This is a genomic window from Burkholderia sp. Tr-862, assembly GCF_011753085.1.
Classification (GTDB): domain Bacteria; phylum Pseudomonadota; class Gammaproteobacteria; order Burkholderiales; family Burkholderiaceae; genus Burkholderia; species Burkholderia ambifaria.
This window is the reverse complement of sequence record NZ_VWWG01000012.1, coordinates 27,891-53,542: the sequence shown is the minus strand read 5'-3', so window position 1 is coordinate 53,542 and position 25,652 is coordinate 27,891. Positions and strand designations below refer to the sequence as shown.

General features: G+C 61.6%; 20 protein-coding genes, 2 tRNA genes and 1 pseudogene. 13 read left to right on the top strand and 10 right to left on the bottom strand.

What is annotated here, in order from left to right; translation table 11 throughout:
• The first annotated feature begins 30 nt into the window (after window positions 1–30).
• Window positions 31–1,350, top strand: a complete 1,320-nt coding sequence (gene phoR, locus F3J14_RS06525) for a phosphate regulon sensor histidine kinase PhoR (RefSeq protein WP_166722307.1) — start codon at window positions 31–33, stop codon at window positions 1,348–1,350.
• A gap of 117 nt (window positions 1,351–1,467) precedes the next feature.
• Here phoR and ppk1 read toward each other — a convergent pair whose 3' ends face one another.
• The gene (gene ppk1 / locus F3J14_RS06520) at window positions 1,468–3,531 is read right to left on the bottom strand and encodes a polyphosphate kinase 1 (protein ID WP_166722306.1); all 2,064 of its coding nucleotides are present in this window, start codon (window positions 3,529–3,531) and stop codon (window positions 1,468–1,470) included.
• A 279-nt stretch (window positions 3,532–3,810) separates the two neighbouring features.
• Here ppk1 and ppx point away from each other — a divergent pair, with 279 nt between their 5' ends.
• Window positions 3,811–5,325, top strand: a complete 1,515-nt coding sequence (ppx, locus tag F3J14_RS06515) for an exopolyphosphatase (protein WP_166722305.1) — start codon at window positions 3,811–3,813, stop codon at window positions 5,323–5,325.
• A gap of 69 nt (window positions 5,326–5,394) precedes the next feature.
• Here ppx and F3J14_RS06510 read toward each other — a convergent pair whose 3' ends face one another.
• Both F3J14_RS06510 and F3J14_RS06505 read right to left on the bottom strand, forming a co-directional pair.
• Window positions 5,395–5,826: a hypothetical protein gene (locus tag F3J14_RS06510; RefSeq protein WP_166722304.1), complete on the bottom strand. Its 432-nt coding sequence runs from the start codon at window positions 5,824–5,826 to the stop codon at window positions 5,395–5,397.
• Window positions 5,827–6,579: 753 nt separating this feature from the next.
• Window positions 6,580–6,763 (bottom strand): annotated as a pseudogene (locus tag F3J14_RS06505) (hypothetical protein); the annotation flags it as partial.
• A 417-nt stretch (window positions 6,764–7,180) separates the two neighbouring features.
• Between F3J14_RS06505 and tssI the strand changes: the two are divergent.
• The 4 genes from tssI to F3J14_RS06485 all read left to right on the top strand — a co-directional run bounded on the left by tssI (window position 7,181) and on the right by F3J14_RS06485 (window position 13,285).
• A complete protein-coding gene (tssI, locus tag F3J14_RS06500; RefSeq protein ID WP_166722303.1) occupies window positions 7,181–9,967 on the top strand; it encodes a type VI secretion system tip protein TssI/VgrG in 2,787 nt (928 codons plus the stop codon).
• A 38-nt stretch (window positions 9,968–10,005) separates the two neighbouring features.
• Window positions 10,006–11,955, top strand: coding sequence for a putative lipase (locus F3J14_RS06495; RefSeq protein WP_166722302.1), 1,950 nt, complete (start codon window positions 10,006–10,008; stop codon window positions 11,953–11,955).
• Between the two features lie 74 nt (window positions 11,956–12,029).
• Window positions 12,030–12,986, top strand: coding sequence for a T6SS immunity protein Tli4 family protein (locus F3J14_RS06490; protein ID WP_211080331.1), 957 nt, complete (start codon window positions 12,030–12,032; stop codon window positions 12,984–12,986).
• Between the two features lie 11 nt (window positions 12,987–12,997).
• The gene (locus tag F3J14_RS06485) at window positions 12,998–13,285 is read left to right on the top strand and encodes a PAAR domain-containing protein (RefSeq protein WP_166722300.1); all 288 of its coding nucleotides are present in this window, start codon (window positions 12,998–13,000) and stop codon (window positions 13,283–13,285) included.
• Between the two features lie 390 nt (window positions 13,286–13,675).
• Here the strand turns inward: F3J14_RS06485 and F3J14_RS06480 are convergent.
• Window positions 13,676–13,752 (bottom strand) — tRNA-Pro (locus F3J14_RS06480).
• Between the two features lie 161 nt (window positions 13,753–13,913).
• On the opposite strand from F3J14_RS06480, the gene sixA reads away from it, so the two are divergent.
• Entirely contained in the window at window positions 13,914–14,375 is a 462-nt protein-coding gene (gene sixA / locus F3J14_RS06475; protein WP_166722299.1) for a phosphohistidine phosphatase SixA, read from the top strand.
• 159 nt (window positions 14,376–14,534) lie between these two features.
• Window positions 14,535–15,341, top strand: a complete 807-nt coding sequence (locus tag F3J14_RS06470) for a GNAT family N-acyltransferase (RefSeq protein ID WP_166722298.1) — start codon at window positions 14,535–14,537, stop codon at window positions 15,339–15,341.
• A gap of 207 nt (window positions 15,342–15,548) precedes the next feature.
• Here F3J14_RS06470 and F3J14_RS06465 read toward each other — a convergent pair whose 3' ends face one another.
• Window positions 15,549–15,719 carry a hypothetical protein gene (locus F3J14_RS06465; RefSeq protein WP_166722297.1) on the bottom strand — a complete coding sequence of 57 codons (171 nt, stop codon included), beginning with the start codon at window positions 15,717–15,719 and terminating at the stop codon, window positions 15,549–15,551.
• Between the two features lie 136 nt (window positions 15,720–15,855).
• Here F3J14_RS06465 and F3J14_RS06460 point away from each other — a divergent pair, with 136 nt between their 5' ends.
• On the top strand, window positions 15,856–16,041 hold the full coding sequence (locus tag F3J14_RS06460; protein ID WP_166722296.1) for a hypothetical protein: 186 nt from the start codon (window positions 15,856–15,858) through the stop codon (window positions 16,039–16,041).
• Window positions 16,042–16,060: 19 nt separating this feature from the next.
• Here F3J14_RS06460 and F3J14_RS06455 read toward each other — a convergent pair whose 3' ends face one another.
• From F3J14_RS06455 to F3J14_RS06435, 5 genes are all read right to left on the bottom strand, one after another.
• Window positions 16,061–17,431, bottom strand: coding sequence for an MATE family efflux transporter (locus F3J14_RS06455; protein WP_166722295.1), 1,371 nt, complete (start codon window positions 17,429–17,431; stop codon window positions 16,061–16,063).
• A gap of 8 nt (window positions 17,432–17,439) precedes the next feature.
• Window positions 17,440–17,766 carry a DUF2288 domain-containing protein gene (locus F3J14_RS06450; protein WP_012363583.1) on the bottom strand — a complete coding sequence of 109 codons (327 nt, stop codon included), beginning with the start codon at window positions 17,764–17,766 and terminating at the stop codon, window positions 17,440–17,442.
• An 81-nt stretch (window positions 17,767–17,847) separates the two neighbouring features.
• Window positions 17,848–19,467 (bottom strand): acyl-CoA synthetase, encoded by a 1,620-nt coding sequence (locus F3J14_RS06445; RefSeq protein WP_166722294.1) that lies wholly within the window; start codon window positions 19,465–19,467, stop codon window positions 17,848–17,850.
• A 377-nt stretch (window positions 19,468–19,844) separates the two neighbouring features.
• Window positions 19,845–20,537 carry a peptidoglycan DD-metalloendopeptidase family protein gene (locus F3J14_RS06440; protein ID WP_166722293.1) on the bottom strand — a complete coding sequence of 231 codons (693 nt, stop codon included), beginning with the start codon at window positions 20,535–20,537 and terminating at the stop codon, window positions 19,845–19,847.
• 120 nt (window positions 20,538–20,657) lie between these two features.
• Window positions 20,658–21,569 (bottom strand): aldose epimerase, encoded by a 912-nt coding sequence (locus F3J14_RS06435; RefSeq protein ID WP_166722292.1) that lies wholly within the window; start codon window positions 21,567–21,569, stop codon window positions 20,658–20,660.
• A 156-nt stretch (window positions 21,570–21,725) separates the two neighbouring features.
• Here F3J14_RS06435 and F3J14_RS35410 point away from each other — a divergent pair, with 156 nt between their 5' ends.
• The 4 genes from F3J14_RS35410 (at window position 21,726) to F3J14_RS06420 (ending at window position 25,369) form a co-directional block, all read left to right on the top strand.
• The gene (locus F3J14_RS35410) at window positions 21,726–21,833 is read left to right on the top strand and encodes a hypothetical protein (RefSeq protein WP_006750334.1); all 108 of its coding nucleotides are present in this window, start codon (window positions 21,726–21,728) and stop codon (window positions 21,831–21,833) included.
• A 220-nt stretch (window positions 21,834–22,053) separates the two neighbouring features.
• Window positions 22,054–22,884: an undecaprenyl-diphosphate phosphatase gene (locus tag F3J14_RS06430; RefSeq protein ID WP_166722291.1), complete on the top strand. Its 831-nt coding sequence runs from the start codon at window positions 22,054–22,056 to the stop codon at window positions 22,882–22,884.
• 177 nt (window positions 22,885–23,061) lie between these two features.
• A tRNA-Arg gene (locus F3J14_RS06425) sits at window positions 23,062–23,138 on the top strand.
• Between the two features lie 671 nt (window positions 23,139–23,809).
• Window positions 23,810–25,369 carry a restriction endonuclease gene (locus F3J14_RS06420; RefSeq protein WP_166722290.1) on the top strand — a complete coding sequence of 520 codons (1,560 nt, stop codon included), beginning with the start codon at window positions 23,810–23,812 and terminating at the stop codon, window positions 25,367–25,369.
• The last annotated feature ends 283 nt before the right edge of the window (window positions 25,370–25,652 follow it).

Sequence of the window (25,652 nt, the reverse complement as noted above, 5' to 3'; positions counted from 1 at the left end):
CATGCCGTTCATTCTTTCGGGCGCTGAATCATGAACATCATCTGGGCGCGCTTTCTCGTGTCGCTCGTGCTGCTCGTGCTGATCAGCGTATTGGTCGGCGTGTTCGCCGGCCCGACCGCGGCCTGCGGGTTCGCGGCCGTGATGCTGGTCGCGCAGGGCTTCTTCAGCACCTTCCATACGCAACGCCTGTGGCGTCTGCTCGATGCGCCCGTCTACGGCGAGGTGCCGAGCGCACCGGGCATCTGGGGTGAAATCTATTATCGGCTGCACAAGCTCGCGAAGCAGTGGCATGCGCAGGTGCGGCAGGTCGAGCAGCAGCATTCGCGCTTCATCCAGGCGATCCAGGCGTCGCCGAACGGCGTCGCGATGCTCGACGACCATGACCAGATCGAGTGGTGCAACGCGATCGCCGAGGTGCATTTCGGCCTCGATGCGAAACGCGACCTGCGCCAGCACATCACGAACCTGGTGCGTCATCCGGAATTCGTCCGCTACCTGAACGCGCAGCACTACGACGAAACGCTCGTGATGCGCGGGATGGGCGACTCGCGGCAGAACGTGCTGGAGGTGCAGGTGTTTCCGTACGGCGAGAACCGCAAGCTGCTGCTCACACAGGACATCACGGAGCTCGAGCGGACCGACGCGATGCGACGCGACTTCGTCGCGAACGTGTCGCATGAACTGAAGACGCCGCTCACCGTACTGTCGGGTTTTCTCGAGACGATGCGCGAGCTGCCGCTGAACGAGGAAGATCGCGCGCGCTATCTCGAGATGATGGAGCAGCAGGCGTCGCGGATGCGGCACATCGTCACCGACCTGCTGGTGCTCGCGAAGCTCGAGGGCGAAAGCAGGCCGCCGGTGGATCACGCGATCGACATGCGTGCCGTGTTCGACCATCTGAAGGAAGATGCGCAGACGCTGTCGAACGGGCATCACGAGATCACGTTCACGATCGACGAGACGCTCGGCGTCACGGGCGCCCAGACCGAAGTGTTCAGCGCGTTCGCGAATCTCGTCACCAACGCGATCCGCTATACGCCGGACGGCGGCAAGATATTCGTGTCGTGGCGGCGCGAGGGCGCGCAGGGCGTGTTTTCCGTCACCGACAGTGGTTTCGGCATTCCGGCCGCCGACCTGCCGCGGCTGACGGAGCGCTTCTATCGCGTCGACCGCAGCCGCTCGCGCGATACGGGCGGCACGGGGCTCGGCCTCGCGATCGTCAAGCACGTGCTGCAGCGGCACGACTCGCACCTGTACGTGCAGAGCGAGGAAGGGCGCGGCAGCACGTTCACCGCGCGCTTCCCGGCGTCGCGGATCATCGCGATCCGGCCGGCAGCGTTCGAAGCTTGAGCGCGTGATCGTGTGACACGGTTCGTGCGCATCGCATCCGCGCACGACTGAAATGAAAAAGGCACAGCCCGCATGAGCTGTGCCTTTTTTGTTTGCTGCGCGCCGCGCGCCGCCTGCCTACGAACAGAACTTCGCGAGCAGCCCGAGTTGCGCGTTGCGCAGCGTCTTGCCCGCGCGGCGGCGCCGATAGTGGCCGTCGCTTTGCATCAGCCACGCCGACTGGTTGTCGCCGAGGCAGACCGACAGCCCTTCGGCGATCACGCGGCGTTTGAGCTTGCGCTCGCGGATCGGGAATGCGACTTCGACGCGGCGGAACAGGTTGCGGTCCATCCAGTCCGCGCTCGACAGATAGACTTCCTCGGCGCCGTCCGCGTGGAAATAGTAGATGCGGTGGTGTTCGAGGAAGCGTCCGACGATCGAGCGCACCGTGATGTTTTCCGACAGCCCCGGCACGCCCGGCTTCAGCGCGCACACGCCGCGCACGATCAGGTCGACCTTGACGCCGGCCTGCGACGCTTCGTACAGCGCGGCGATCACCGTCGGCTCCAGCAGCGCGTTCATCTTCGCGACCACGCGTGCGCGCTTGCCGGCGCGCGCATTGTCGATCTCCGCGCGGATCGATTCGATGATGCGCGGATGCAGCGTGAACGGCGACTGCCACAGCTCGTGCAGCGTCAGCTCGCCGCCGATCCCGGTCAGTTGCTGGAAGACGTGGTGGACGTCCTCGCAGATCTTCTGGTCGGCCGTCATCAGCCCGAAGTCGGTGTAGAGGCGGGCGGTGCGCGGGTGATAGTTGCCGGTGCCGAGGTGCACGTAGCGGCGCAGCGTCGCCTTGCCGCCCTGCACGACGCGGCGCACGATCAGCATCATCTTCGCGTGGCACTTGTGACCGACCACGCCATACACGACATGCGCGCCGACGGCTTCGAGCTGCGACGCCCAGTTGATGTTGGTTTCCTCGTCGAAGCGTGCGAGCAGCTCGACGACGACGGTCACTTCCTTGCCGTTGCGCGCGGCTGCCATCAGCGCGTCCATCAGCGGCGAATCGGTGCCGGTGCGGTAGATCGTCTGCTTGATCGCGACGACGCTCGGGTCCTTCGCGGCCTGCTGCAGCAGTTCGAGCACCGGCTGGAAACTTTCGTACGGATGGTGCAGCAGGATGTCGCCGTCGTCGATCGCGTCGAACATCGCCGGTGCGTTGGCGATCGCGGGCGGGATCGATGCGGCGAACGGCGCGAACTTCAGGTCGGGGCGATCGACGAGATCGGGGATCTGCATCAGCCGCACGAGGTTCACGGAGCCGGCCACGCGATAGCAGTCCTTCTCGCCGAGCAGGCTTTCCTCGAGCAGGCGGCGCACGATATGCGCCGGCGTGTCGGCCGACACTTCGAGCCGCACAGCGTTGCCCAGGTGGCGTGCGGGCAGTTCGCCCTGCAGCGCGACGCGCAGGTTGGTGATTTCGTCTTCGTCGACGAACAGCTCGCTGTTGCGCGTGATGCGGAACTGGTTGCAGCTCTTCACGACGAGTTGCGGGAACAGTTCGCCGACGAAGCGCTGCATGAACGTGCTGAGCAGCACGAAGCCGTGCTCGAAGCCCGACAGTGCCTGCGGCATGCGTACCACGCGCGGCAGCGCGCGCGGCGCCTGCACGATGCCCATCACCGCCTGGCGGCCGAACGCGTCGCGGCCTTCGAGTTCGACGACGAAGTTCAGGCTCTTGTTCAGCACGCGCGGGAACGGGTGCGCGGGATCGAGGCCGATCGGCGTCAGCACCGGCAGCAGTTCGTCGAGGAAGTAGCGGCGCGCCCATTCGAGCTGCTCGTCGTTCCACGTGTCGCTCGCGTGGAAGTAGATGCCTTCCTGTTCGAGCGCCGGCAGCACGGTTTCGTGCAACATCGTGTACTGGCGGTGCACGAGCCGCTGCGCGCGCTCGACGACGAGGTCGTAAGCGTGCTGTAACGACATGCCGTCGGGCGTCAGGGCGCCGGGGTTGTCGCGGATCTGTTCCTGAAGGCCGGCCATCCGGACTTCGAAGAATTCGTCGAGATTGCTGCTGGTGATGCAGATGAAGCGCAGGCGCTCGAGCAACGGAACTTGCGGGTCGGCAGCTTGGGCCAGCACGCGCTCGTTGAAACCGAGGATGCCGAGTTCACGATTGAGAAGCGGATAACGGACGGACATCGGCAGAGTAGGGGATGATTCGGGCGATGATTCGAAAGGACGCTCGGAAACTCTCACGGTACGATGACGTGCTGATGACGATTGTGTATTTATATCGGGAAATTCTACGCCGGAACCGTTTCGTCTCATAAATGTTTTGGCCATATACAATCTCCCCGTGTACATGCCCGTGAAGCGTGGCAACGGCAAGCGTTCCACGCTTAAAATGTCGCCTTTGATTGATCGTCCAGCGTGGCCGGAGCGGCTGCCGCGGGCGAACGCGCACGGAGCCCCCTTCTGATGGTTACATCCCCCCACTTGCTGGCTGCCGTCGATCTCGGCTCGAACAGCTTTCGGCTGATCGTCGGGCGCGTCGAGGAAACGCCGGCGGGCAGCCAGATCTATCCCGTCGATGCGCTGCGCGAGCCCGTTCGACTGGCCGCGGGCCTGTCGAGCGACAAGATGCTCGATCGCGCGTCGCAGGAGCGTGGCTGGGAGGCGCTCAAGCGGTTCGGCGAGCGCCTGCGCGATTTCCACCCCGATCATGTGCGTGCGGTGGCGACCAACACGCTGCGCGTCGCGAAGAACGCGGGCGAATTCCTCGGCGAGGCCGAAGCGGCGCTCGGTTTTCCGATCGAAGTGATCGCGGGCCGCGAAGAGGCGCGCCTGATCTATGCGGGTGCCGCGCATTCGGTGCCGGCGAGCGCCGGCAAGCGGCTCGTCGTCGACATCGGCGGCGGCTCGACCGAATTCATCATCGGCTCGCACTACACGCCGATCGTGATGGAGAGTCTCTACATCGGCTGCGTGAGCCACAGCCGTGCGTTCTTTCCGGCCGGCAACGTCGACGAATACACGATGCGGCAGGCCGAACTCGCGGCCAAGCGCGAGATCCAGATCATTTCCAGCGAGTACAAGAAGGCCGGATGGGACCAGGCGATCGGCTCGTCGGGCACCGCACGTGCGCTCGCGGAGCTCGTCGAGGCGAACGGCTTCAACGACGCGGGCATTACGCATGGCATTTCGCGCGGCGGGCTCGAACGCCTGAAGCGTGCACTGATCAAGTCCGAGAACGTGAACCGGCTGAAGCTGATCGCGCTGAAGCCCGATCGCGTGCCGGTGCTCGCCGGCGGCCTGGCGATCATGCTCGCGGTATTCGAGGAACTGGGTGTCGACTATGTCGATACCACCGACGGCGCGCTGCGTCTCGGCGTGCTGTATGACCTGCTCGGGCGGACCCAGCACGAGGACATGCGCGCGGTGACCGTCGAGGGCTTCACGCGCCGCTACGGCGTCGATCGCGCGCAGGCCGAACGCATTGGTGCGCTTGCGGTGCGGTTCTACGACGAGCTCGAGGAAGCCGACGACGAAGCGCGCGAGGAAGCCCGGATGTTCCTCAGTTGGGCCGCCGCGTTGCATGAGATCGGGCTGTCGATCTCGCACAGTTCGTATCACAAGCATTCGGCCTATATCGCGAGCAACGCCGACATGCCGGGTTTTTCGCGCACCGACCAGGCGCGCCTTGCCGCGCTCGTGCTCGGGCACGCGGGCAAGCTCGGCAAGCTGTCGCAGGCGCGCGACGTCGAATGGCCGCTGCTGTTCTGCCTGCGGCTCGCGGCGCTGCTGTGCCGGCGCCGGACCGATGCCGGGCTGCCGGACATTTCCGTGTCGCAGATGAAGAAGGGCGGGTATGAAGTGCGCCTGCCGAGCGCGTGGGTCGAGCAGAACCCGCTGACCGACTACAGCCTCAGCCAGGAAGCGGCCGAGTGGGAGAAGGTCGGCATTCCGTATCGCGTGGTTTATACGGGCGCGTAACGAGACGCCCTCCCGGGAACGGCTCCGGCACCGGCGCGGCGCGCTCGCGCCGCTTTTCTTGCGACGCGCTCAGTCCGAGCACACGATCGCGGTCAGGAACGGGAACGCCTGCTTGACGGTCGCGTCGCTGCCGGCCTTGCGGACGGCCTGTTCGACGGCGCTTTTCGTGCCGCGTACCACGACACCATATGCCCAGTCGCCGATCGGTGTGCCGTCGCCCGGCTGGAAGATCGGATCGTTCGCCTGGTAGCCAAGCACGACGTAGACGCCGAAGCCGTAGGCGGTCAGCGGATGGTTCGTGCGGAACGCGTTGACCGAATTCGCTTCGACGTGCATCGGCTCCGACTGGATGTCGCCGGCCGTGAGCAGCGGCGCGACGAACTTGTGGCCGTTCGAATGGCAGTCGAGCGCGTCGTCGAGCGACTTGGCCGACGCGGCGCCGGACGCGCCGAATGCGAGCAGCGCGCCGAACAGGGCGGTCTTGAGAACGTTGTTTTTCATGCTCGGTTGCGGGTTGGTCACGGATATTATCGCGTGTTCTCGCAAGATTCGTGCGCGGGGTGGGGGCGCGGTGGACGATGTGAAAGCGTGGCACGGCGTGCGATCGCCCTTGCGGACGACGCAGCGGCCGTCAAAGCGCATCGCCGGTGACGCCGTAATGACCACCACCGCGGTCGGACTAGATTCACCACCCGTCGAACTCCATTTCAGTTTGGTTTTCAGATATAACCGTGGGCTACCGTCAATGGAGTACAGCGTTCATCGTGCGTGGGCGAAATATTGCCCATGTAGGGCGCAAGGCTCTCGGAAAATCTAGTCATGAACTGAGGAAAACTTCCGATTGAAGAGGCCATGTATGGAATGAGCACATCATCCCTGGATACATTATTTCTTGTTGGTGCGAACCTTACAGTGAGAGTCGGTTATTCCATCTGGATCGTCCCCGCTTAAATACGTCCAAGCTGTCATTTTAGGGTTGAATGCAATTGCAAACTTCCCATCATCGGTCTGATAGAAGTAGCCGCCATCTTTTGCAGGGTGGCGAACGCCTCCAATGGTTATTGAAGCGCCGGGGTCTCGAGTATCGATCGTAACCACCCCGTATTTCCCAAAATCACACATATAAGAGCGACCTAATATTGCTTTCTTTTCATGGGTGGGTTCGGCTGATGCCAGATGCGTCGAAGAGAAAAGCAATAGAGGAAAAAATGATATTAATAATTTTTTCATTGTTTCAGTCTCAATATTTGCAAGATGGAAATGACATGGGCTTGGCTTATTGGGGAAACCATCTACCTTTTTTGCCGCAACCTGCTCCCGCCACTGCAATTTTCCGATCCGCCCACTCTCGGCCTTCGATAACCACAGTAGTTTCTTCATGAGCGGGCAACGCCTCCCATTTAACCAGGCCGCCGCCCCATTCGCTTTCGCAGCCCACTTCTTTTTCGAAGTGACGGAGGGGCGAGCCGGCCTGGACTTGTTCCGTGTCGCTGCAGCGACACCTTTCGATTGCGCCTTTCGCGTAAGGCTGAAGGAAAATTTACGACTGCGGCTGATGGCATGGTCGCGATTCAGAAGGTGCTCGTCCTGCGCGACGAATATTTGCGGAACCTCCTCGCCCATGTCACCTCCGACGCCGAAGGACGGCTCAAGAACTTGTGACAATGATTCGCGTCGCTCGATCGCGCCTGAACGTGAGCCTCCGCTTCGCTAGGCAACCGGGCGTCAATTTCTGTCAGGTCGAACCATATTTGTCAGACTTTAGATTAAAATCGCGCGAGCGACTTGCTGTCGCGATGGCTGACTGTCTTTGTGCGACTGACGGGACGGTCGAACCTGAGAGAGATAACGAAAAATGGAAATCAGACCGTCCGCACTCGGGGACCTGAAGTTTCGCGACTTCTACGAGGCGATCAGTAAGGGTGTTTTGCAGCAGGGGCGGTTGTTGATGCTGAATACGCCGCTCGGCAAGAATGCGCTGGTGCCGTTACGTGCGCGCGGCTCGGCCAGAATCGGGCGTGACTATTCGTACACGATCGACGTTGCGTCGACGCGCGATGATACTGCGCTGCTGTCGCTGATGCATCAGCCTGTCACCCTGCAGATTCAGCAAGTCACGGCTCCCTTTGCGGTTCCCGTCTATCGTCCGGTCCACGGTTTCGTGCATCGGGTCGCCTATTTGGGTGGGAACGGTGGTCTTTCCACATACCAGATCGAGTTTTCATCGGCGCTGACCTTTCTCGAGAAAACCCACAACGAAGAAGGCTGGCTCGAGAAAGACGCCCGCGAGATCATTTCCGACGTGCTTGATCGGTATCCGCAGCTACGCGGACAGTACCGTTTCGCGCTGTCGTCCGATCCTGCCAAGCGTTCGTGGTGCAGGCAAAGTGAATCCGATCTTCACTTCGTGAACCGCTTGGCCGAAGAAGAGGGCTGGTATTGCTACTGGGTTCACGAAAAGGTTAGCGAAGGTGACGCTCCCAAGACGACGCTCATAATCGTAGACCGCGTCTCGACACTTCCCGACGCCAAGTCAGTTGAATTCATTCGGGCGAACGACAGCAACGAATCAGACGGCTTCGCCCATTGGGCCGCGGTGCAGACGATGCAGAGCACGCGCTACATGTCGCGTGCGTTCGATTACAAGCGGCCCGCGTCCAATTTTCAGGTTGAGAGTGGGCTTGGCGCGACGAGCTATGTCACGGAGGAGCACCGCCAGGAAGTTGAGCATAGCGTTCCTGATGCGCCGATGACGGTCTATGAATCGACCGCTTACGGCTACTCCAGTTCGGATAATGGTGAGGTGCGAGCGCAACGGCGAGTGCAGATATGGGATGCACGTGCAAGCCGATATTTCGGCGTAGGTGGTGTGCGGTGGCTCGATGCCGGTTCCCGGTTCGTCTTGAACGGACATCCCCGCCACGACGACGGCGACTCGAAGAAGCGAGAGTTTCTGGTGGTTGAGGCGCGTTGGTTCATCGAGAACAACGTCCCGATCGGCCAGCAGACGGCCGAGTTTCCGCAAAGTCTTCGTGCAACGCTGGCCGAGCAACAGGCGATTCACCGTGAGCGGTTCAAGACGCTTGGACATGAGGCGGATGGTTCGGCCGGATTTTTCGTGCTCGAAGTCGAAGCGCAACCCACGGCTGTTGAATACCGGAATCCGTTGGATCATCCGAAGCCGGTCATGTCGATCGAACACGCGCTTGTCGTGACCCCGGATGGCGCGGAAGCGTGGACGAACGACCGAAACCAGATCAGGGTGCATTTCGCATGGGATCGCAAGAATCCACCGGACGCCTTCAATTCCTCACCGTTGCTGTCGTCGCTTCAATCCGATACCGGGAACGGTTATGGAGCGGTTCACGTTCCGAGGGCGCGGGAATGGGTCATCGTCGGTTACTGGAACGGTGACTGTGACAAGCCATTCGTGTTGGGACGGATCAATGGCGGCACGACACCGTCTCAATGGCATTCGAACGCGTTGCTGTCCGGGTTCAAGTCGGAGGGGTTTGGCAAGACCGGAGCATACAACTCGTTCGTCCATGACGATTCTACGAATCAAGGCGGCACGCGGCTGGTCAGCTATACCGGCAAGAGCTATGCGGCGCTGACGCAGGGCTACCTGATCAAGCATGAAGGCAACACGCGCGGACAGTATTTGGGCGCTGGTTTCATCCTGCACGCAGACGAGTTCGGTGCAGTTCGTGCCAGCAAGGGGTTGTCCATCAGTGCGCACTCGAAATCCTACGACGATGAGCAGATGGGCGTGGACGAGGCGCGCTCGCAGTTGCAGCAGGCGGGAATGTTGGTCGAATCGCTGTCTAGCGCCAGCACAACCGCTCAGGCTGAATCGCTGCAAACCGGCCAAGATGCGCTAAAGGCGCTGTCGAAGGACATCCAGCATCCGGTGTCGGGCGATACGTCGGGCGGGGTGACGGCGGGTGGCGGTACTGGCAGCGCCAACGGATTCTCGCAGCCGAACATATTGGTATCGACGCCGAAGGACATTGCACTGGTCGCAGACAACTCGACGCATATCGTGGCCGAAAAAGAGGTCAACGTCGTCAGTAACGAGAATACGTACGTTGCAACGGGCAGGTCGTTCGTCGTGGCGGCCGCGGAAAAGGTGAGCTTCTTCGCGCAGAAACTCGGTGCGTTCTTTGTGACGGCGAAAGGCCCGATCAAACTGTCGGCCAACACGGATGACGTGAACATCAATGCGGGTAAAGACGTGACTGTGAAGGCCAAGCGCATTGTGCTCGACGCCGATGAAATCCTCATCAAGGCGGGCGGCTCGTACACCAAGTGGGTGGCGGCTGGCATCGAAGACGGCACGCAAGGCCCGCGCACGATCAAATCGGCATCGCTCAGCCGTCAAGGGCCGAGTTCGATTGCACAGCACATGAACAGCCTGCCGCAGGCCAAATTCAACGATCCCTATGTGCTGCGAGATCGCATCTCTGGCGAGGTGCTGAAGAATCACCCCTATGAACTGGTGCGAGGCGACGGCACTCGCATCAAGGGAATGACGAATGAGTTGGGCCACGTTGCTGAGCAGAAGAATGAGGACATCGAGACGCTGAAATTGCATGCGCTTCGTCCGGAGCTACCCGCGAGTTCGGGCAACGGCTCGGAATGATCTCTTCGTGACCGATTGAAACTGATCCAGAAAATCCTATGAGCGACAATCAGGCAGGTAATCAAGGGGGCGACTCGCCATTCAGCGACGATGCCGAACACGAGGTTGTGCGCCAGATGGGGCGGACCGCACCGGACGGCTCGTCTTATGGAACATTCACGCTCACTCCAGCGAGTGATACACGGCAGAAGGAACTGCTCTGTGATGTACGACCTATTATCCCGGTGATCTTTCTGCCGGGCGTGATGGGATCATTGCTGACGGATAACGTAAATGGCGACGAACTTTTCTTTGCGCCGAACACGGATGGCATGTTCGGAAAACTAGGCGCCCTCCCGGCGCTTATTGGCTTGTGGTTCACGAGCGCGTCGTCACGGGAAAAACAATTCGATCCATCCAAGGCTGCGGTGACACCACTCGGACCGATCAATGTCGGCAAACACGGCAAGAACGATACCCCTGAGCAGTTCGTTGACGAAAAAGAAGCGAGGCGGCGCGGGTGGGGTTCGATTCACCGCACGAGCTACCATCCGGTGTTGGCATGGCTCGAAGAGACCCTGAACCAGCCGAAACTTCTGGGGGACCCGCATGGGCCGTGGGTTACGCCTGATGTCACCGGCGATAAATGGACGCTCAAGCCGGTGATTGACACCGATCCAGCCGACTACGGTGCGGTTGGTAAGGGCGAAAAGATTACCTTGGACTCTTCGGAATTTGAGCATTTCTCGAAGTTTCGGTATCGCGTGTACGCCATCGGTTATAACTGGTTGCAGTCGAACGCCGACTCGGCAAGGCAGGTGATCGATGGTTCCAATTACCTTGATCCGAAGACGCAGAAAACGACGCGGTTAATGGGAATCAAGGAAATCGTTGCTGAGAACAATAGCGGTAAGGCAATCATCCTCACTCATTCCATGGGGGGCTTGGTGGCCCGGATGGCGATTGCAATGCATGGTGCGGCAGATTTGATGCACGGGGTGTTTCATAACGTGCAGCCGGCGACCGGGGCGCCGGTTGCCGTGAAGCGGTTCAGGACCGGTGGCGGTAATGAAGGCGGAATGAACAGCTTCATTAACGGTAGTTTGGTCGGTCGTGACGCCAACGAATTCGTGGCGGTGATGGCAAATGCGCCAGGGCCTTTGGAACTGATACCAATGCCCGACTACATCAACGGTGAACCGTGGTGGGTATTCGCCCGGCTCAATGGCGAACCGGTAATGCAGTTGCCAAAGGGTGGCGATGCTTACAACGAAATCTATCTCAATTCGAATTGGTACGGATTGGTTCCAGACGAGTCTTTACTAGACCCGGCTGGAACGGTGGCAAAGAAGTTGAAGGCCGACAATCAGGATTTAACCGTTGCTCAGAAATTCAAGTATCTCCTGAAGGACGTTGTTACAAAACAGAGTCAAATTACAGGCGTTTATCATGGAAAGACGTACGCGGCATACAACGACATCGGGGCGTTGAATCAAAAATCATACGCCGATGCCAAGGTGGAGAGCGCGAGTAAGGGCAAACCGAGCGTGGAAAAAGGGAAGTCGCTCGACGAGGTGCTAACTTTTGGCAAAGTGATTTGGAAGGGGAATATCCCTCCGGGCGTAACGGAAGAAGAGCTGCGGGCTGCAAGATTCATGCGCGCCGATGATTCGCATACAGGTAATGTACGGGTATATTTGGATTCGCGAAAGCTGTCCATCGATTTTGAGGTTCAAAAGGTCGCGAACCTTCCCGCCGGGGCAACGGCGCCCGATCCAGATAAGAACGGAATTATTCCGGGGGATGGTACGGTACCCACATGGTCAGCCGAAGCGCAGGCGCGCGGCCTGAAGCCAGGGGTAAAAGGCGATCCGGCTCAAGGCGTGCAATTGGCTTTTTTGCAGGGGGGCTATGATCACCAAGGTAGCTATGACCATTCATGGACGCGATGGGCATTACTCTACAGCATTGTACATATTGCGCAGGATGCGCCGGAGCCGTCATGTTGAGAGGTTTGCAGAAGTTTCTATTGCTTGTGGTGGGCGTGTGCGCCTGTACGACTGTGTTTTCGGGGGAACCAACAATGACTAACTCCTTGCTGTCCAAGCCGCGCCCGTGGTGCATTGGCCGTTTCGTATTCGATCGACCGGCAGCGAGCAAGATTTCGAATCAGCGATATGATTTTCGGGGGGAGAAGCTGACAACCCAGTATAACGTCTCGTCGGCGACATACCAAGCTGAAATTGCTGCGCGGGAAAAAGACCTGCGAACTAAGCAGCGCGTTAATCCAGTAAATTTGAAAGAAAAAACCGGTCGCGCATGGTTGGAGAAGGTCTTTTCGCCGACGCCCAATTCCCGGGTTTTTGTATTTGAAGATGCCGTGGCAAAGGTTGAAAAACTTCCTTTTGAAACTGAGGGTTACATTTTCCTTGATGAAAAATTGATTCGAACGAAAGGAATGATTGGCGCAACTGCTATCGATCGTGCGGAGGAAATATATAACGACACGATTCGTCGCATTAAAGCGCGAGACAACTGGACTATTCCGGCTGAGTCGGGATTTTGCTTCGACGGCGGGATTGTCACGGGCTCATCGAACTATACCGAGGAAGTTAGCCAGTCGTTCGCGTTGATGCCGGGCCGACCGGCGTTACTGGTTATTCAGATGCGTGATGCGGTGGGCTCGAATCAAAACGAGTCACTGACTAGGACGTTGCCGCAGTTACGCGCGCAGATGGACCGGATGTCCGGACATTATCGAATCCTGCGACAGGGCAAGCGAACGGTGGCAGGGATGGAAGCCGAGGAAGTGTTGTTCGAACTCAAGGAAGGCGACATCACGTCGTACCGCTTCTATCTGCTCGCGCCAGGCGATCCGAGCACGTTGGCGAAACCGCATACCGCTATTCAGCTGCTGCTCGGCGCGAGCAGCCCCGATTTGAAACCTGACGAGGCGACGTCACCGGTCGATGAGGCCGGCGCACTGCAAACGTGGGACACGCTGTTGAACAGCCTGCGATTGCGGCCAGGCGCCGTCTGAGCGGAGGCGACATGCGACGCTACGACATCGTGAAAGGCGACACGACGACCGTCGGAGGCATCGTGCAGGACGGTGACGGACTGGACATGCTGCACGACCGCGAACAAGCGTATGAACACGATCCGGTATGGTGCCCGGTGTGCAAGACACTCGGCGTGATTGAGTGCGACGGCCCACGTCATTCAAGCACCGGGCCGGATGGTCGACAGTCGGCGTTGAGTGACGACCTCTGTCGCTGCGCATGTCCGACGCCGCCGAAGCTGGTGGCGTCGCAGTCGGTATCGTATACCGAGGTCTGAGCGACGTGAGGAATGTGAAACGAGACGCTCCGAAACATGGTGAGTTGGCGTGTATGCCGAGCGCATTGGATCGAGGTCGTGATTATGAGCGGTGATGCGATCGTCTGTTTTCTCATCATGCGCGTCCGCACGACCATCATGCCCGGTTGGTCATTGGCGTGCAAAGTGCTCAGCGGAACGCCGAGCTGAGTGCCGTTGATATCAAGACGGGCTGAAGCCGATACAGGATCTTTACGGGCGATGAAAAGGCGGTGCTGAACAGAGACGGGATCGGCTGCCATCGGGCGCAGTTCCTTATGGGAGTCGATCCAGCCGATTGCAAACGAGTAGCAATGCGGCCGATTGCCCCAAAGAAAAAGGGGTTAGCTTACGCTAACCCCTTGATTCCTTTGGTCGGAGCGATAGGATTCGAACCTACGACCCTCTGATCCCAAATCAGATGCGCTACCAGGCTGCGCTACGCTCCGACGAGCCAAAGATTCTATCGTCTAATGGGTGACCGGGTCAATCACGTTATGCATATGGCGCACATCATCACGAATCGCTCACGATTGGCGACAATTCAGAGTGTGATCGTCCGGCACGCACGTGCGCGACCGGATCGTTCGCCGATGCATGGAGAGACATCATGATGAACCTGATCCTGTGGCGCCACGCCGAAGCCGAAGACTACGCGGCAAACGACCTCGCACGCCAGTTGACGGCCCGCGGGCGCAAGGAAGCGCAGGCAATGGCCAAATGGCTGCGCGGCCGGCTCGAGTCGAGCAGCGTGATCCTCGCGAGCCCGGCGGCACGCACCGTGCAGACCGTCGAGGCGCTGACCGACCAGTACCGGACTGTCGATGCGCTCGCGCCGGGCGGCAGCGTCGACGACGTGCTGGCGGCCGCCGGCTGGCCGGACGGCATCGCGCCGACGGTCGTGATCGTCGGGCACCAGCCGACGCTCGGCAGCGTCGCCGCGCAGTTGATCGCCGGCAACGGTGACAGCTGGAGCATCAAGAAGGGCGGCATCGTGTGGGTCGCAAGTCGAACGCGCGACGGCAGCCGTCAGGCTGTGCTGCGTGCGTTGTTGACGCCGGACCTTGTGTGAAGAGGTTTGAAGGGATTGATCATACGGTTTCGCAAGCTTTCTGCTAAAGTCAATTCGGCGACACGTCATTGAAAGGACACGGTCGTGCCACAGAATGGTAACGGCCGGTTACTACATTGGCTGGCATGTCGTCCTATTCCTTACGATCAGGAAAGCCTAATGCGAGAACTGCCGACGCCTACGCTCCCTTTTGCCTCGCTTCCCCTCGACACGACGCGGCGTCACCTGCCGCGCGCTGCTGAAACCGTCACATCCGAGTACCGTCTGCGTGCCGCTTGGGCGCGCACGGAAGACGAACTGCGCGAGGCGCAGCGCCTGCGTTACACCGTCTTCGCCGAAGAGATGGGCGCGCAGCTCAGCGGACCGTCCGGTCTCGACGTCGATCCGTTCGATGCCTATTGCGACCACCTGCTGGTGCGCGATCTCGACACGCTGAAAGTGGTCGGCACGTACCGCGTGCTGCCGCCGCACCAGGCCGCGCGTGTCGGCCGTCTGTACGCGGAAGGCGAATTCGACCTGTCGCGCCTGACGCACCTGCGCGGCAAGATGGTCGAGGTCGGCCGCTCGTGCGTGCACAGCGACTACCGCAGCGGCGCCGTGATCATGGCGCTGTGGGGCGGCCTCGGCGCCTACATGATGCAGAACGGCTACGAGACGATGCTCGGCTGCGCGAGCGTGTCGATGGCCGATGGCGGCCACTATGCGGCGAACCTGTATCAGTCGCTGTCGGCCAACTCGCTGACGGCGCCCGAATACCGCGCATTCCCGCATACGGCGCTGCCGGTCGACGAACTGCAGACGGGCACCGTCGTCGCGCCGCCGCCGCTGATCAAGGGCTATCTGCGCCTCGGCGCGAAGATTTGCGGCGCGCCCGCCTGGGATCCCGACTTCAACTGCGCGGATTTCCTGACCCTGTTCCGGTTGTCGGACATCAACGCCCGCTACGCCCGGCACTTCCTGGGCTGACCAAACCGAATCGCGCGGCGCGCCGGTTTGCGGCGCGCACGCGTGCGAACGCCGTCACGTGGCAGCCACGTGACGGCGTTCGGCTATTCGAACGATGCTGGCCTATCCGGCCCTGTTAATTTGAACAATACGCAGTAGCCACCATGCGGGGCGCGCACGTTCTGGGCGGGTCGCGCAGGCGGCGGCCCGGACGACAGGGCGGCTTGCCTAGTGCTTGCGCCGCCAGTCGAGCAGGTGGTGTTCGGCCATCCAGTGATGGATCATGCCCTCGCCGCCGTGGCTGCGCTTGTATTCGCGCGATTCGAAGTAGGACAGGGCGACGAGCACCATCAGGCCGACGAACAGGCCGATCAGGCCAGCGATTTCTTCAGACGACATGGCAGCCTCCTTTCAACGGGCACAGCGCCATGCCTTCATACTAGAACATCCGCGGGACGACCCCTAACCCGGAATTCCGCTAGACTCGGCGCGGTCCTGGCGCGCGATGGGCGCGCCGTTTTCCGGAGCCTTCCCGATGACCCGTTTCATGCTGGCCGTGCTGGCCGCGTCCATTCTTGCCGGCTGTTCCAGCGATCCCCGCCAGGCCCGTCGCGGCCACCCGCCGCAAGATCCCGCCGATTACCAGGGCGTGCCGACCGACATGACGCCGCCGTCGATGCTCGGCGCGCCGGCGCCGTCGACGCCCGCACCCGCGCAATAACGTCCGGCCCGCGCGGCCGTCAGGCACCGGCCGCGGGAGCGTCGGCGCCGATCCGCCGCACGAGCGCTGGCAGGTAGCGGGCGAGCGTCGCGCCGCGCGCGACCATGAACAACAGCAGCGCGAACCACAGCCCATGATTGCCGAACGGGCCGACGACGGTCAGCGTCGCGGCAATGAAGATCGCGAACGACGCGACCATCGCGCGCATCAGCGATTGCGTCTGCGTCGCGCCGATGAACACACCGTCGAGCAGGAATCCCCACACGGACACGATCGGCGAGATTGCCGCCCACGGCAGGTATTGCAGCGCGACCGCGCGGATCTCGGCCTGATCGGTCAGCCGCGCGACGATCCAGCCGCCGGCCGCCCAGTAGACGAGCGTGAACAGCAGCGCACCGAGCCCGGACCAGAGCAACGTGACGCGCACGGTCTGCCGGAACGCGGTGCGGTCGCGCGCACCGGCCGCGGCGCCGACGAGCGCCTCGGCCGCATGCGCGAAACCGTCCAGCCCGTACGCCATGAAGGTCTGAAAATTCAGCAGCAATGCGTTGGCCGCGAGCGTCGCGTCGCCCTGTTTGGCGCCGAGATGCGCGAACCAGCCGAACGCGCCGAGCAGGCACAGCGTGCGCAGGAAGATGTCGCGATTGAGCGCGATCAGCCGCTTGAGCGCCGCACGGTCCGCCAGCGCACGCGCGGCGATGGGCGCGAGGCCGCGCGGCCGCAACTGCCACAGCATCCAGGCACCGAGTGCGAAGCCGCATGCGTCGGCGGTCGCGGTCGCCGCGCCGATCCCGGCAATGCCCCAGCCGAAGCCGTACACGTACAACAGCACGGCACCGATGTTTACCGCATTGATGAAGACTTGCGCGACGAGCGCGAGCCGCACGCGCTGCACGCCGAGCAGGTAGCCGAGCACGACGTAGTTCGCGAGCGCGAATGGCGCGCTCCAGATCCGCGCGTGGCCATAGGCCAGCGCGGTTGCGCGGACCGCCTCGCTGCCGCCCAGCGCGGACAGCGCGAACGACAGCAGCGGCACTTGCAGCGCGAGCACCGCGGCGCCGAGCGCGAACGCGACGATCAGCGCGCGCAGCACGTTCAGGCGGATGCCGGCGGCGTCGCCGGCGCCGTGCGCCTGCGCGACGAGGCCGGTCGTGCCCATGCGCAGGAAGCCGAAGCCCCAGAACACGAAATTGAAGAACAGTCCGCCGAGCGCGACGCCGCCGAGATACTGCGCGCCGTCGAGGTGGCCGGCGACGGCCGTGTCCACCGCGCCGAGGATCGGCTGGGTCAGGTTCGCCAGGACGATCGGGAACGCGAGCGCGAGGACGCGCCGGTGCGAGACGGCGGCCGACCCGGTGCCGGCCGCGTGCGGTAATGCGGATTCGGACATGGGACGCGTCAGGCGCGTTCCTGCACGCAGACCCACGGCGAGACGACGACCGCCCACAGCTCCGGATTGCGCGCCGCGAAGTCGGCGGCCGTTTCCGCCGGCATGCGCGCGACGAGGCCGGACGACAGCCAGCGCGTGACCTGTTGCGCATCGTCGCCGGCAATCGCTTCCGCGACGCTGACGAGATCGAGATCGCGTGCGACCGACAGCAGCTTGCCCTGCGCGAAGAAGCGTTCGAGATCGCACCAGTCGATCTTGGCGGTTTCGCCGAGGAGTTTGGCGTAGAGCGGGCTGTGCGACGCGCCCGCGGCGGATTCGTGTTGGTGGGAGGACATCGTTGTGCGTTGGAAAGACTGCGTGGCGCCACTATAAACCATCCGGGCGACCGGCCGGCCGCCCGGCGCGGCCCACCCGGTTCACGCGTCGCGCAGCGCGCGGCGCACGATCTTGCCGGTCGCCGTCATCGGCAGGCTGTCGACGAACGCGATCGCGCGCGGGTACTCGTGCGCGGCCAGGCGCGTGCGCACGTGCGCCTGCAGCGCCTGGACGAGCGCGTCGTCGCCGACATGGCCGGGGTTCAGCACGACGAACGCCTTGACGATCTCGGTGCGGGTCGGGTCGGGCACGCCGACGACGGCCGCCATCCGCACCGCCGGATGCGTGAGCAGGCAGTCTTCGATCGGCCCCGGGCCGATTCGGTAGCCGGCGCTCGTGATCACGTCGTCATCGCGGCCGACGAAGCGCACGAACCCGTCGGCGTCGATCGTGCCGGTGTCGCCGGTGAGCAGGTAGTCGCCCGCGAACTTGTCGCGCGTCGCGGCGGGATTGCGCCAGTATTCGATGAACATCACCGGGTCGGGGCGGCGCACCGCGATGCGCCCCTCGATGCCGGGCGGCAGCGGCGTGCCGTGCTCGTCGACGATCGCGACCGTATGGCCGGGCACGGCCTTGCCGATCGCACCGGGCTGCGCGTCGAACAGCGCGGCGCACGACGACAGCACCATGTTGCATTCAGTCTGTCCGTAGAACTCGTTGATCGTCACGCCGAGCGCGTCGCGTCCCCAGGCTGTCAGCTCGGTGCCGAGCGACTCTCCACCGCTCGCGACCGATTTCAGCGCCAGCGTGTGGCGCTCGCGCGGAGCCGGCACCGTGCGCATCAGCTTCAACGCGGTGGGCGGCAGGAACGCGTGGGTCACGCCGTGCCGGGCCATCAGCGCGAACGCGGCCTCGCCGTCGAACTTCTCGAAGCGGCGCGCGAGCACCGGCACGCCGTGATGCCATGACGGCAGCAGCACGTCGAGCAGGCCGCCGATCCAGGCCCAGTCGGCGGGCGTCCAGAACAGGCGCGCGTCACGCGGAAAGCATTGCTGCGACATCTCGACGCCCGGCAGGTGGCCCAGCAGCACGCGATGGGCGTGCAGCGCGCCTTTCGGCTTGCCGGTCGTGCCGGACGTATAGATGATCACCGCCGGATCGTCGGCGGCGGTGTCAGCCGGCACGAAGTCCGGCGATTCAGCCGCGAGGGCGTCGTCGTAGCGCAGCACGCCCGGCGCGTCGGGCACGTCGGCGCCGATGCAGTAGCACGTGCGCAGCGTCGGCAGTTGCGCGCGCAGCGGCGCGATCTTCGCATAGCCGGCCGTGTCGGTGACGAGCGCGGCGGCTTCGCTGTTCGCGAGCCGGTATTCGAGCGCGTCGGTGCCGAACAGCGTGAACAGCGGCACTGCGATCGCGCCGAGCTTGTACGCGGCGAGATGGGCAATCGCGGTTTCGGGGCCCTGCGCGAGGAAGATGGCGATCCGGTCGCCGCGTTGCAGGCCCGCACGCGCAAAGCTGTTCGCGAGCCGGTTAGAAGCATTCCTCAGGTCGTCGAATGTGATGCGCGACACGTCGCCTTGCGACGTTTCGTGGATCAGCGCGAGCCGCCCGCGGCCGTCGGCCCACTTGTCGCAGACGTCCACCGCGATGTTGTAGCGGGCCGGAACCTCCCACTGGAAGCGGGAGAGCAGGTCGTCGTAGCGTTCGGCGGCGGGCAGCATCGCGGGTCTCCTTGATGTCGATCGACGGATCCGGTCGATGGTTTACATCAACATTTCACGCGACCGAAACCACAATGGCGTGTGAGAGATAGGGAATGTTCGGACTCGTGCAACGGGTGCGACTCAGTGCACGATTCCGCAATGACGCATAAGATCACGACAAAACAGTGATGTGACCATGGATTTGCTTTTGATAGCTGCGGGGTTCAGCCTGTTCGGAATCGGGGCGCTGGTGGTGTTTGCCAGCCGCGTCGATCCGTTGTCCGGCCGTTTCACCGGCCGTCTGCGCAAGCGCTGACACAACCTTCCCGATTTCCCTCGCGACGACATGCGATGCATGCCGGCATCGCGTGTCGCCTTGTCGATGCCGGGCGCGTTCAGCGCGCCGGCAGGTAGCGTGCCGGATCGATCGAGCGGCCGCCGTAACGCAGTTCGAAATGCAGCGCGACGCGATCGGTGTCGCTATTGCCCATCTCCGCGATCGTCTGCCCCTGCGTGACCGACTGACCTTCCTTCACGAGCAGCGCACGGTTGTGTGCGTACGCCGTCAGGTAATCGGCGTTGTGCTTGAGGATGATCAGGTTGCCGTAGCCGCGCAATCCGTTACCCGCATAGACGACCGTGCCCGGCGCGGCGGCCAGCACCGGTGAGCCTGCGGCGTTCGCGATATCGATGCCCTTGGATTTCGAACCGTCGAACGTGCGCACCACGTTGCCGGCGGCCGGCCAGATCAGCGCGATGCTGGTGGCCGGCTTGACGGCCGATTCGACCGGCGCGGAAGGCGCGGGGCGACTGCGGCCCGCGCTGCCGGTGCCGGTCGTCGACGCGGTCGTGGTGCCGGGCGGCGGCGCGACGCGCAACACCTGGCCGACCTCGATCGCATCGGGGTTCGTGATCTGGTTCCAGCGCACGACGTTCGCCATCGACGTGCGATTCTCGCGCGCGATCTTGTAGAGCGTGTCGCCGCGCTCGACGCGGTAGTAACCCGGGCCGACGGGCGCGGAGCCGCACGCGACGAGCAGTGCGGCGCAGGCGGCCGCGAAGAGTCGCTTCGTTGTTGTTCCGAACATTGAACCTCGCAAAACCCTGCCGCGCGACGCGGCAGGCAATACAAAACGTCAGATTTTAACGGGTTCGACCCGAGCGCCGCAGTTTCGCGCCCACCGCGCGCCTTTCGGCGTGCGATGGCATCAGCCTGCGAGCGGCAGCACGCGGATGCGCAGCGTGGCCGTTTCGGTCGAGCCCGGCGCGAGCATGCGCAGCCCGAGACCGTTGTGGATCGCGTCCGGCAGGCCGAGCCACGGCTCGACGCAGTAGAAGTCCGATTCCGGCTTTTCGGTCCAGGTCGTGACCGCGTACCACGGGATCGAGCCCAGTACGTCGAGCGCGATCTCGATCGTGCGGTGGCGGCCCGGCATCACGATGCGCACCGGCGTGGACGGCGCGCCGTCCAGGCAGTGGAAGCGGTCGAGGATGTCTGGATCGTCGAGCGTGTAATGCGCGTCGCCGCGTTCGGGCGCGCTGATGGAGCCGTCGGCGTTCTGCGCGCAGCGGTGCGTGGGCGGTAGCTCGAGCGTGGTTTGCGCGCGTTCGCCGTGCGGCAGCGCGAAATAGAAATGGTGGCCCGCGTAGTAGGGCAGCGGCGTGTCGCCGCGGTTGGTCGTGGTGAGCGCGACCTCGAGCGTGTGTGCGTCGGCGAGCCGATAGGTCGTATCGAAGCGGAAATCGAACGGGTAGCTCGCGTGCAGCGCTTCGTCGCTTTCCAGCGTCATCGTGAGTGCGGCGCCATCGGCCGACGGTTGTGCCGCGAACGGCAGGTCGCGTGCGAAACCGTGCATCGGCAGGTCGCGGACCACGCCGGCGGCATCGCGCCAGCGGCCGAGTTCGCCGTCGACGCGGTGGCGGCCGAGGAACGGGAACAGCAGCGGATTGCCGCCGCGCACTCGCGCGAGGTTGCTCCAGTCGGCCGTTTCCGGCCAGAAGATGATCGGCTCGCCGTCGACGTGCCACGACAGCAGACGGCCGCCGAATTGCGGGGCGACCCGAACGAGCGACGGGCCGGCGTGGAGTTCGTGAATGTCGTGCTGCTGGAAGATCGGCATGGCGAATCGGTATGAACGGTGTGGGCGGGGTGCGCGATGGCGCGCTCCATTATCGGGCCGCGAGGCGGTCGGGGAAAACCCTTCTCGGGGAAATCGCGAGTTTTCAGATTGTCAGGCGTCGGGATAATGCCTCTAAACCGGTGAGGTTGCCGGGTCATGACACTTCGAGGAGCGGCCATGGATCTGGCAATGGCAATGGGAATCGCACTGTTCGGCATGTTCACCGGCAGCACGGTATTGTTTTTCTACCAGCTCGGCCGCTGACGGCAATTTCTGCCGGAATCGAAAGGCCCGCCATGCAAATGGCGGGCTTTTTGCTTTCCGAACGCTTACAAATTGCAAGCGTTTGTGTGCATTGCCGCAATAACCTGCCAAATGCCTTGGCGCGGTAATCCTGGCTGGGCATAATCGGGGCGCGTTTTTCGGACGCGCGCTGCGTCGTCCGCTTTTTCACCCGATTGCTCATCACTAAAAGGACCGACGCGTGAGTCTCTGGTTTCTGGTATTCCTGAGCGTCCTGCAGGGCGTTACCGAACTCTTCCCCGTCAGCAGTCTCGGCCACACGCTGCTCGTGCCGGCGTTGTTCGGCATGCACATCGACAAGCATGCGCCGCAGTTGCTGCCATTCCTCGTCGCGCTGCACCTCGGCACCGCGCTCGCGCTGCTGTGGTATTTCCGTGCGCGCTGGATCGCGCTGATCAGCGGCTTCTTCGCGCAGCTCGGCGGCCGCAAGAACGACGACGGGCACCTGATGTGGGCGCTGATCATCGGCACGATCCCGACCGGGATCGTCGGCCTGCTGCTCGAGAAGCGCCTCGAGCGCGTGTTCCATGATCTGCGCATCGTCGCGGTCGCGCTGATCATCAACGGCGTGCTGCTGTGGGTCGGCGATCGCATCCAGCGCAGCCGCGCGCACCAGGCGCCGGAGAAGATGACGTTCAAGCAGGCGTTCTTCGTCGGCCTCGCGCAGATCGGTGCGCTGATTCCGGGTTTTTCGCGCAGCGGGCTGACGATGATCGCCGGCAATGTAGCGGGGCTGACGGCGGAGAAGGCGGCGGAGTTCTCGTTCCTGCTCGGCACACCGATCATCTTCGCCGCGGGCGTGCTCGAATTGCCGAAGCTTTTTCATGCGCGCGACCAGCTCATGGATGCGCTGCTCGGCGGCGTGCTGACGGCGATTGCCGCTTATCTGAGCGTGCGGTTTCTGATGCGCTATTTCGAAGGGCGCGGTCGGCTGGCTTCGTTCGGCGTGTATTGCGTGATCGCCGGCGTGTTCTTCCTCGGCTGGTTCATGATGCATCCGCAGCCGGTTTGACGGTTGCGGCGCCGGTGTCGCGTGATATGGCGCGATGATCGGGTATAATTTCGGGCTCGGCTTCATGCCGGGCCCGTTTCGTTTCGGGGCTTTGAGTTCGTGGTTGTTGTGGCTGGGCTCGAAGCTTCGTGCGTCATATGCGGCCCGGGTTTTTGTGGCCGTGTCTTGTTCCCTCGACCGCCCTTAGCTCAGTTGGATAGAGCAACGGCCTTCTAAGCCGTAGGTCACACGTTCGAATCGTGTAGGGCGGGCCAGTGAAATCAAATAGTTACGACATTTTCTTCCGTCGATTTTTTAAGTCGCTTTGTCATTTAGGCGCGGTATAGGCAATTTCTATCAACGCGGGTTAGACATCGGTTTAATGAACGATGAACGCCCCGTAGGGGTCTTCAACGGTTGCCACGGTAGCGTGTTGATAACTTGCCGAGTGCGCGAACTCAGACCAAACGGATCGATCAGACAAATCGCTTGTGAGCGTGCGTCACTCAGCGCGCATAGCGCCGGATGACTCATGCGTTCGTGGTCCAGCGTTTCGCGCAATCGCGCCTCGATCGTGAGCGTTCCTAGTGCCCGAAAATCGGACGCCGTCAACAGGCGCAAGCTCACAACGAGCGGCGCGACCTGCGTTCATTCCGCAGTGGCGCGAGACGATATGCCGTACGGTGGCGCTAGGCCCAATTGATCGGCCGGAGTGCCTTTCAGGCGGTCTGCGCCCAGGGTTCCGGCCCGTGCCTAAGTAATTCTTTTTCCCCTGAAGCCCCCTCCGAGTGGGGGAGATGGTTATCGCGGCGGGGAGGTCGTCCATGGAAGCCCCTATATAATTTGACACCATGGGTATAGTTGCAATTGTTATTATGATCTTGAGCCGCATGTAGCTACCGTACCTACGGAATAGACGGAAATTTTTGCCTCGGGGGCCCAGTCTATGACCCAGAACTATTCTGCCCAGACGGAACGCGCTCGCCTGCGAGCGGCGCGAGAGTATGAGCGCGAGGTAGCGCGAATAGCTAAAGAGACCAAGCAAGAACTCATCGAATATAAGACGCAGCAGGTAGCGTCGCGCAATGCCGAGTTAGATCGACGAGTATCAGAGCTTGAAAGCATTTTAGCGACCAGAGTCAAACAGCCGATGAAGGTCGATTTCGATAAGATGCTGACCGAGAGGGAGTATCCGCAGTTGTCACTAGGATCGCTCGATATCCCGCTCACCAAGCCCGAGATGATCTATCCCGAGCGGCCAAGCGCACTTATCGGTTGGCTGCCATGGATTGCAGCGGGATATAGCAAGCGGGTTGATGCAGCTCGCGACAGATATCAGCAGCGGTATATAGTAGAGTACACGCAAAAAGAGGAAGCGCGTCTTGCTGAGGTGGCGAAAAAGCGTGACGAGCATGAGCGCATGATAGCCGAATTGAAAGCTGTCGAGGCGGAAAGGCTTTTAAATGTAAAGAAGTGGATTGCAGGTCTTGAGAAAGATGCCCCCAGCGCGATTCAAGACTTGTTCGAGCGCGTTCAAAGGGAGTCGTTCCAACATCTGCCTGCGGGATTTAACGGCGATGGCAAACTTGCGTATGTTTCCGAGTCGAAGCAACTAATCGTTGAATTCAACCTTCCAGAATTCGATGGAATCATTCCCGACGTCAAGGCCTACAAATACATAAAGGCAACAGATTCGATCAGTGAAACACCGCGCCCCGAAGTTCAGCGGAGAGCTCTTTACACCTCCGTGGTAGCGCAAATGGCGATCCGAGTTTTATGTGAGATGTTTTCCGTCGACTGCTACGGCCACCTCGAATCAATTGTAGTCAATGGATTTGTCAATACGATCGACCGTGGGTCGGGCCGTAGTATTCGCCCGTGCATTATCACCGTTCGCACAACGCGCGAAACTTTTGAAGGCCTGGATCTGACTCGCGTCGATCCGATTGCATGTCTTAAAACACTTAATGCATCACTATCGAAGAGTCCCGCTGAACTGGCGCCGGTTAGCCCCATTCTTGAGTTCAATATGGTTGATCCCAGGTTTGTCGAAGAACGGGATGTCATTTCGACACTTGACCAACGCGCAAATCTCATGGATTTGACGCCTGGCGACTTCGAAGCGTTAATCACAAATCTTTTTGAGAAGATGGGGCTCGAAACAAAGCTTACTCAATCTTCGCGAGATGGTGGCGTGGATTGCGTTGCCTATGATCCTCGACCAATTTTCGGCGGAAAGATTGTCATACAGGCAAAGCGCTACAAGAATACGGTTGGTGTTAGTGCAGTCCGCGATCTGTTCGGAACGATGCAAAATGAAGGGGCATCAAAAGGCATTCTTGTCACAACAAGCGGATATGGTAAGGCAGCCTTCGACTTTGCCAACAACAAACCAATCGAACTGTTGAGTGGCAGCAATCTGCTGTTTCTCCTAGAGGAGCATGCAGATGTTAAGGCAAAAATTGTTATGCCTGACAACTGGAAAGATCAGGCGCCAGAATATTAGGTGTGCATCGATTTTTCACTTCTTATTTAGTAGGCGTATTGTTCGGGTCATTGAGGGCATGTCAAACAAATCAACGGGTTGCCTATGTTCGTACCGCAATCCTGTCATTTCTATGCAAATTCTAGTAATCGCGAATCAAAATTGGTCCTGCTCGGAAGTGGAGATTTTCGGTTTAGTTGAGTTGTCGGACGAGGCGGACTCCCTTGCCTGACCGGTGAATTAGGCGGATGTCATCCATTGAAATGCAGATTGAGTGCGTGAGACGCCGGACACAGTCACCCCC

Coding starts and splice junctions, on each gene's coding strand:
- phoR (WP_166722307.1), top strand. CDS start 31: ATGAACATCATCTGGGCGCGCTTTCTCGTGTCGCTCGTGCTGCTCGTG.
- ppk1 (WP_166722306.1), bottom strand. CDS start 3,531: ATGTCCGTCCGTTATCCGCTTCTCAATCGTGAACTCGGCATCCTCGGT.
- ppx (WP_166722305.1), top strand. CDS start 3,811: ATGGTTACATCCCCCCACTTGCTGGCTGCCGTCGATCTCGGCTCGAAC.
- F3J14_RS06510 (WP_166722304.1), bottom strand. CDS start 5,826: ATGAAAAACAACGTTCTCAAGACCGCCCTGTTCGGCGCGCTGCTCGCA.
- tssI (WP_166722303.1), top strand. CDS start 7,181: ATGGAAATCAGACCGTCCGCACTCGGGGACCTGAAGTTTCGCGACTTC.
- F3J14_RS06495 (WP_166722302.1), top strand. CDS start 10,006: ATGAGCGACAATCAGGCAGGTAATCAAGGGGGCGACTCGCCATTCAGC.
- F3J14_RS06490 (WP_211080331.1), top strand. CDS start 12,030: ATGACTAACTCCTTGCTGTCCAAGCCGCGCCCGTGGTGCATTGGCCGT.
- F3J14_RS06485 (WP_166722300.1), top strand. CDS start 12,998: ATGCGACGCTACGACATCGTGAAAGGCGACACGACGACCGTCGGAGGC.
- sixA (WP_166722299.1), top strand. CDS start 13,914: ATGATGAACCTGATCCTGTGGCGCCACGCCGAAGCCGAAGACTACGCG.
- F3J14_RS06470 (WP_166722298.1), top strand. CDS start 14,535: ATGCGAGAACTGCCGACGCCTACGCTCCCTTTTGCCTCGCTTCCCCTC.
- F3J14_RS06465 (WP_166722297.1), bottom strand. CDS start 15,719: ATGTCGTCTGAAGAAATCGCTGGCCTGATCGGCCTGTTCGTCGGCCTG.
- F3J14_RS06460 (WP_166722296.1), top strand. CDS start 15,856: ATGACCCGTTTCATGCTGGCCGTGCTGGCCGCGTCCATTCTTGCCGGC.
- F3J14_RS06455 (WP_166722295.1), bottom strand. CDS start 17,431: ATGTCCGAATCCGCATTACCGCACGCGGCCGGCACCGGGTCGGCCGCC.
- F3J14_RS06450 (WP_012363583.1), bottom strand. CDS start 17,766: ATGTCCTCCCACCAACACGAATCCGCCGCGGGCGCGTCGCACAGCCCG.
- F3J14_RS06445 (WP_166722294.1), bottom strand. CDS start 19,467: ATGCTGCCCGCCGCCGAACGCTACGACGACCTGCTCTCCCGCTTCCAG.
- F3J14_RS06440 (WP_166722293.1), bottom strand. CDS start 20,537: ATGTTCGGAACAACAACGAAGCGACTCTTCGCGGCCGCCTGCGCCGCA.
- F3J14_RS06435 (WP_166722292.1), bottom strand. CDS start 21,569: ATGCCGATCTTCCAGCAGCACGACATTCACGAACTCCACGCCGGCCCG.
- F3J14_RS35410 (WP_006750334.1), top strand. CDS start 21,726: ATGACACTTCGAGGAGCGGCCATGGATCTGGCAATGGCAATGGGAATC.
- F3J14_RS06420 (WP_166722290.1), top strand. CDS start 23,810: ATGACCCAGAACTATTCTGCCCAGACGGAACGCGCTCGCCTGCGAGCG.